The sequence below is a fragment of the Endozoicomonas sp. ALB115 genome, from assembly GCF_049310245.1.
Taxonomy (GTDB): Bacteria; Pseudomonadota; Gammaproteobacteria; order Pseudomonadales; family Endozoicomonadaceae; genus Endozoicomonas.
On sequence record NZ_JBLYZG010000125.1, the window covers coordinates 1 to 5,767 of the forward strand.

Genomic DNA, 5,767 nt, shown 5'->3' on the forward strand with positions numbered 1-5,767 from the left:
TCACGAGGGGCAACAGCACGGCCACGGCCCCGTTGAGCCCTGGTGTTCGCTCCTGCCCGTTGTCCACCAGTTTCGCCATGGCCCATAACAGATTGGTGATTCCCTGGGCATTAAGTTGGTCTTTCTGTTCGTGCACGTGGGGCAACAGCGCAGCCACGGCCTCGTTGAGCTCTGGAGTCCGTTTTTTCCCGTTGTCAACCAGTTTCGCCATGGCCCACAGCAGGTTGGTGATTCCCTGTGGTTTAAAGTTAGCTTTCTGTCCATTTACGTGGGGTAACAGCGTAGCCACTGCCTGGTTGAACACTGGTGTCCGCTCCTGCCCGTTGTCCACCAGTTTTGCCATGGACCACAGCAGGTTAGCTATTCCCCGGGCATCAATATCCCTGGCTTCAGGTTTTTGGTTGCAGTTAAATATTATTGCATCAAGTAGCGTTGACAATAAGTTAGCTTGAGTAAGCTTTACACGCTCATCCATGGGGTTATGAGGGGTAAAAACACCCGCTGAAGTCAATGAATGAAGTGTTGTCGTCAGGCTTCGCCAATTCCAGCTCCGTGTTACGGAAAAATTTTGCAGTAAACGTATCAGCTGGCTTTGTTCGGCTCGATTTAATGGTCTTTTAGACGCTGACGTGTATTTTTTAATTGAACTGGCATATTGACCGTGATGTCTCCCATCATAGCGATCACCGAAACGATAAGATTTACTCACCAGACCATCCATTATTTCCGGTCTGGTCAGGGTATTGAAATCTTGAGCAGAGTTGACTGAGCGGAACATTAGATTTTGAGAAGAGCATGCGTCAGAAGAGTGGTACAATTCGTTGCGCCCCGGGGTAGTACGGAGGGGATTATCCCACTGTTCGACTGTGCCATATCTATATTGCACACGCCTTGAAGAAGCGGCATGGTCATCCGGTCGGTTGTAAGCATTATTTGATCTTGTGTATTGACCGCTGATACCAGCAGATTTTCTATCCATTTTTATATTTCTTTAATTCATGAAAATATAAAAAAACAGACTTCTGTTTTGTTCAAAAGTTCATTTCGCTGAAATGTCTATAAACGTAAACGGTTGGGGAAGCACATTTACTCCTGATGCCATCAACCCGTTATTTTCCAATCATCCGGGGCAACAGGTGTTCAACACTGACATTCCTTCCCGGCATGTGAAAACGGATCTTGAGTCATGATAGGAGGAAGGCAATTACTGGCTGGTTGTTTTCTTCCTCTTTGCTGGTTTGCCGGTTTGCTCCTCTGAATGTTCTTCGGCAGTCAAGTAACCGTGATCTGAGGTTTGCCCGCCTTTATCAGCCGTAACGTATGCTTCCTCTGCCCACCTTCTTTTAAGTGATACAGAGCCATGCCCCGGTGGCGGTAAGCTTATCCTGGTCTTTATTTGATCAATGTATGGCTTCATTAAATCCTGACTCAAGAGCCTGTTAACCGGAATTTCAATGACCTCAAATCCTGCTTTTTGCAACAGTGCGATTTTCAGCAGAGTCGAACCATTCCTGGTGGTGAAATCACCACCCACGTAATGAGAGGGACCCTGAACTTCAATCACCAGGTTGTGATCTGGCAGTAGCAGGTCAACCGGAGGCAGTGAGTTCAGACTTTTTTCTTCTTCAATCTGCAAAGAGGGAAAGCATGATTGGAGTTGATCGCGGAAGTCGGATTGAGGTTTTGACATGCTTGTCTGGTAATGGGGGACGAGCGGGCATGATCTCCCAAGCCAACTTGCGGCCATGGCAATAACGTATTGTTCCTCTTCATTATTGTCTGGATTGTCTGGGAATGTATTTTTCAGGCGAGTAAACAGGTCATCCATGTGCTTTTCAAGCCAGTTATTGTTATTGGAGTTTAGAGACAATCTGGCACAGCAAACCATTACTCCCCAGAGAGACATCAATATGTCTTGATGTGAGAGCTGAGGGTTTTCACTGATTCGGTAAACAAGCGATTCGAACATAGAGGTCACCACCTTCAGCTCAACGAACTCACCCAGTTTCGCCGTGGCCCACAGCAGATTGGCGATTTCCTGTGGTTTAAAGTTAGCTTTCTGTGTGTTCACGTGGCGCAACAGCGCGGCCACGGCCTCGTTAAACTCTGGTGTCCGCTCTTGCCCGCTATCCACCAGTTTCGCCATGGCCCACAGCAGGTTGGCGATACCCTGTGGTTTAAAGTTATCTTTCTGTGCGTTCACGTGTGGCAACAGCGCGGCCACGGCCTCTTTAAGCTCTGGTATCCTATCCTCCCCGTTGTCCAGCAGTTTCGCCATGGCCCACAGCAGGCTGGCGATTTCCTGTGGTTTAAAATAGGCTTTCTCTGGGTTCACTTGTGGCAACAGCACGGCCACGGCTTCTTTGAGCAGCAGTGTCCGCTCCTGCCCGTTGTTCACCAGTTTCGCCATGGCCCACAGCAGGTTGGTGATTTCCTGTGGTTTAAAGTTAGCTTTCTGTGTACTCACGTGGTGCAACATTGCGGCCACGGCCTGTTTGAGCCCTGGTGTCTGCTCCTGCCCGTTGTCCACCAGTTTCGCCATGGCCCACAGCAGGTTGGCAATATGCTGAGGAATAAATTGGTCTTTCTGTGCGTTCACGTGGGGCAACAGTGCGGCCACAGCCTCGTTGAGCTCTGGTGTCCGCTCCTGGCCGTTGTCCACCAGTTTTGCCATGGCCCACAGCAGGTTGGCGATATGCTGAGGAATAAATTGGTCTTTCTGTGCGTTCACGTGGGGCAACAGTGCGGCCACGGCCTCGTTGAGCGCTGGTGTCCGCTTCTGCCCGCTATCCACCAGTTTCGCCATGGCCCAAAGCAGGATGGCGATACCCTGAGCATTAAATTGGTCTTTCTGTGCGTTCACGTGGGGCAACAGCGTGGCCACGGCCTCTCTGATCTCTGGTGTCCGCTCCTGCCCGTTGTCCACCAGTTTCGCCATGGCCCACAGCAGGTTGGCAAAATGCTGAGGAATAAATTGGTCTTTCTGTGCATTCACGCAGGGCAGCAGCGCGGCCACGGCCTCGTTGAGCCCTGGTATCCGGTGCTGGCCGTTGTCCACTAATTTCGCCATGGCCCACAGCAGGTTAGTAATACCCTGTGCATTAAATCGGTCTTTATGTACGTTTACCCGGGACAACAACGCGGCCACGGCCTCGTTGAATGCTGGTGTCGGTTCCTGCCCGTTGTCCACCAGTTTCGCCATGGCCCACAGCAGGCTGGCGATTTCCTGTGGTTTAAAGTGAGTTTTCTGTGCGTTCACGAGGGGCAATAGCCCGGCCACGGCCTCATTGAGCTCTGGTGTTCGCTCCTGCCCGTTGTCCACCAGTTTCGCCATGGCCCACAGCAGGTTGGCAATATGCTGAGGAATAAATGGGTCTTGCTGTGCGTTCACGTGGGGCAACAGCGCGGCCACAGCCGCGTTGAGCCCTGGTGTTCGCTCCTGCCCGCTGTCTACCAGTTTCGCCATAGCCCACAGCAGGTTGGCGATTTCCTGGGCACCAACATAGCTGGCTTCAGGTTTTTGGTTGCACTTGAATATGATTGCATCAAGTAGTGTTGACAGTAAGGCAGCCTGAGTAAGTCTGACACGCTCATCCAAGGGATTATGAGGGGTAAAAACACCCGCTGAAGTAAATGAGTGCAGTGTTGTCGTCAGGCTTCGCCAATTCCAGCTCCGCGTTGCTGTGAAATTTTGCAGCAAACGCATCAGCTGGCTTTGTTCAGCTCGATTTAACGATCTTTTAGCAGTTGACGTGTATTTTTTAATTGAACTGGCATATTGACCGTGATTTCTCCCATCATAGCGATCACCGAAACGATAAGATTTACTCAGCAGGCCATCCATTATTTCCTGTCTGGTGAGGGTATTGAAATCTTGAGCAGGGTTTACTGAACGGTACTGTAGATGTTGATAAGAGCGTGTGAAAGAAGAATGGTAAAATTCATTTCGCGCCGGGGCAGTGCGGGAGGGGTTATCCCATTGCCTGACTGTGGCATACCTATATCGTCCACGCCGTGAAGAAGTGGCTTGGTCATCCGGTTGGTGGTAATCATTGCCTGATCTTGTGTATGGACCACTGATACCAGCATAGCTTCTATCCATAATTATATTTCATTAATTCATGGAAATATAAAATGCAGACTGTGGTTCTTTTCAGAAGTTCATTTTGCTGGAATGTTGGTTAACTACTTACTGGCTGGTTGTTTTTTTCCTCTTTTCTGGTTTGCCGGTTTGCACTTCTGAATGTTCTTCGGCGGTTAAGTAACCATGATCTGAGGGTTGCCTGCCTTTATCAGCAGTAACGTATGGCTCATCTGCCAGCCTTCTTTTAAGTGATACAGAGCCATGCTCCTGTGGTGGGATGCCTATCCTGGTCTTTATTTGATCAATGTATGGTTTCATTAAATCCTGATTGCAAAGCCTGTTAACCGGAATTTCAATGACCTCAAATCCTGCTTTTTGCAACAGTGCGATTTTCAGCAGAGTCGAACCATTCCTGGTGTTGAAATCACCACCCACGTAATGAAACGGTCCCTGAATTTCAATCACCATGTTGTGATCTGGCAGTAGCAGGTCAACCGGAGGTAATGAGTTCAGACTCTTTTCTTCTTCAATCTTCAAAGATGGAATAGATGATTGGAGTTGATCACGGAAGTCGACCTGGGTTTTTGAAATGTTTGTCTGGTAATCGCGAACGACCGGACAGGCTCTGCCAAGCCAACTTGCGGCCATGATCATGATGGATTGATCCTCTTCATTATCTGGCGATGTATTTTCCAGGCGAGTCAACAGGTCATCCATGTGCTTTTCAAGCACGTTATTTTTATGGGCATTGGAGTCCAGAGCCAACCTGGCACAGCATACCATTACTCCCCAGAGAGACATCAGTATCTCTTGCTGAGAGAACTGAGTGTTTTCACTGATTCTGTAGACAAGAGAGTTGAACGTGGATGTAAACACGTTCAGCTCAATGAGCTCACCCAGATTCGCCGTGGCCCACAGCAGGTTGGCGATTTCCTGTGGTTTTACATTAGCTTTCTGTGCGTTCACGAGGGACAACAGCGATGCCACGGCCTCGTTGAACTCTGGTGTCTGCTCCTGCCCATTCTTCACCAGTTTCGCCATGGCCCACAGCAGGTTGGCGATATGCTGGGGAATAAATTGGTCTTTCTGTACGTTCACGTGGGGCAACAGTGCGGCCAGAGCATCTTTGAACTCTGGTGTTTTCTCCAGCCCGCTGTCCACCAGCTTCGCCATGGCCCACAGCAGGTTGGCGATATGCTGAGGACTAAATTGGTCTTTCTGTGCATTCACGTGGGGCAACAGTGCGGCTACTGCATCGTTGAGCCCTGCTGTCCACTCCTGCCCGTTGTCCACCAGTTTCGCCATGGCCCACAGCAGGTTGGCGATTCCCTGGGCATTAAATTGGTCTTCTTGTGCGATCACGTGGGGCAACAGCGCGGCCACGACCTCGTTGAGCCCTGGTGTCTGCTCCTGCCCGTTGTCCACCAGTTTCGCCATGACCCACAGCAGGTTGGCGATTTCCTGGGCATTAAATTGGTCTTCTAGTGCGATCACGTGGGGCAACAGCGCGGCCACGACCTCGTTGAACCCTGGTGTCTGCTCCAGCCCGTTGTCCACCAGTTTCGCCATGGCCCACAGCAGGTTGGCGATTTCCTGGGCATTAAATTGGTCTTTCTGAGTGTTCACGTGGGGCAACAGTGCGGTCACAGCCTCTTTGAGACCCGGTGTCTGCTCCTGCCCGTT

At 50.3% G+C, this 5,767-nt stretch carries 3 protein-coding genes; all 3 read right to left on the reverse strand.

The window, feature by feature from the left end; translation table 11 throughout:
• Positions 1-979 (reverse strand): hypothetical protein (locus tag ACO6VE_RS23730; protein ID WP_422463892.1); only part of this gene is annotated, 979 nt, incomplete at its 3' end.
• A gap of 225 nt (positions 980-1,204) precedes the next feature.
• Positions 1,205-4,102 (reverse strand): DUF1601 domain-containing protein, encoded by a 2,898-nt coding sequence (locus tag ACO6VE_RS23735; RefSeq protein ID WP_422463894.1) that lies wholly within the window; start codon positions 4,100-4,102, stop codon positions 1,205-1,207.
• A gap of 87 nt (positions 4,103-4,189) precedes the next feature.
• On the reverse strand, positions 4,190-5,767 hold a 1,578-nt coding region (locus ACO6VE_RS23740), incomplete at its 5' end, for a DUF1601 domain-containing protein (RefSeq protein ID WP_422463896.1).